The organism is Pseudoalteromonas sp. SR43-7, from assembly GCF_014163785.1.
GTDB classification, from domain to species: domain Bacteria; phylum Pseudomonadota; class Gammaproteobacteria; order Enterobacterales; family Alteromonadaceae; genus Pseudoalteromonas; species Pseudoalteromonas distincta.
Genome location: NZ_JACJDY010000052.1, coordinates 1 through 1,247 on the forward strand (window position 1 = coordinate 1; position 1,247 = coordinate 1,247).

1 protein-coding gene is annotated in these 1,247 nt (G+C 37.8%); it reads left to right on the forward strand.

Annotated features, from left to right (window positions below):
- The first annotated feature begins 258 nt into the window (after positions 1-258).
- The gene (locus tag H5087_RS19970) at positions 259-1,167 is read left to right on the forward strand and encodes a bile acid:sodium symporter family protein (protein WP_182673143.1); all 909 of its coding nucleotides are present in this window, start codon (positions 259-261) and stop codon (positions 1,165-1,167) included.
- Positions 1,168-1,247 lie beyond the last annotated feature (80 nt).

Genomic DNA, 1,247 nt, shown 5'->3' on the forward strand with positions numbered 1-1,247 from the left:
GCAATAATACTTAATCATTTTGCGGGGCTAAACGTGTCGCTACCTGTGTTAAAAAATTCTCATTTACGACTGCATGGATGCAGAAGGTAGAGCAATGCAGGAGCAATTGCCGAGAACAACTAAATCGCGAATTTTTTGCCTAGCTATCAACACGTTTTTCCATCCTCAAAATAGATCACTTAATTAAGCGAATTGGCATACAGTTAACTTAAAAATTAACACTCCAATTAAAAACAATAACAAACGAGGCTGTCTAATTTGAATGCATCTATATTAACCGAAGTAATACTTCCGCTCGCTCTTGCACTTATTATGTTTGGTATGGGTCTTGGGCTCACAACAACCGATTTTACTCGTCTATTTAAAAGCCCGCTTGGCATTGTCATGGGTTTAATAGGCCAACTTGTAGCGATGCCTTTATTAGCATTAGGGCTGTGTTATTTACTTAACCTACCAACGCCTATCGCTATTGGATTAATGATATTAGCTGCTTGCCCCGGCGGTACTATGTCAAATGTAGTAAGTCAGCTTGTTAAAGCTAATTTAGCACTTTCGGTAAGTTTAACAGCTGCCTCTACTGCAATTAGTATAATAACCACACCGTTTATTATTGGCTTTGCTGTGAGTCAGTTTGCCCCAGCAGACGATGCTACTTTTTCTATTTTAACTACTTCATTAGGGCTATTTTTTATTACCTTAGTGCCAGTTGCTATAGGCATTTGGTTGCGTCACTTTAAAAGTGATGTTGCCATTAAAGCAGAGCCGTTTTTTAGACGCTTCTCGTTGTTTTTTATGCTTATGATGATTGCCGCACTAGTAATAAAAGAGCGCGATTTATTAGTTAGCTCATTAAACGATGTATTTTGGGCGTGCATAGCGCTTAATATTGGTTCAATGGTTGTTGGTTGGTTAATTGCTAAGTGTTCAAAATTAAATTTAACTGATTCGCTGACGCTTTCAATTGAGGTTGGAATTCAAAATGCATCGTTAGCTATTTTAATCGCTATTAGCTTTTTAAATAAACCAGAATACGCAGTTACCAGTGGCGTGTATGGCCTTGCTATGTTTATAGGGCCACTGCTATTAATTGGCGGGTTAAAGCTTAAAAATAAACGTACCGCTAGGGCTGAGGGATCCCCATTTTATCCAGCGGCCTCTTTTTCGTAATTCAAAATAAAGTTTTTTAAACTTTTTTCTATATAGCTTTGTGTAATACGTCTCTTACATAGCTTTATGACTTGCTTGGC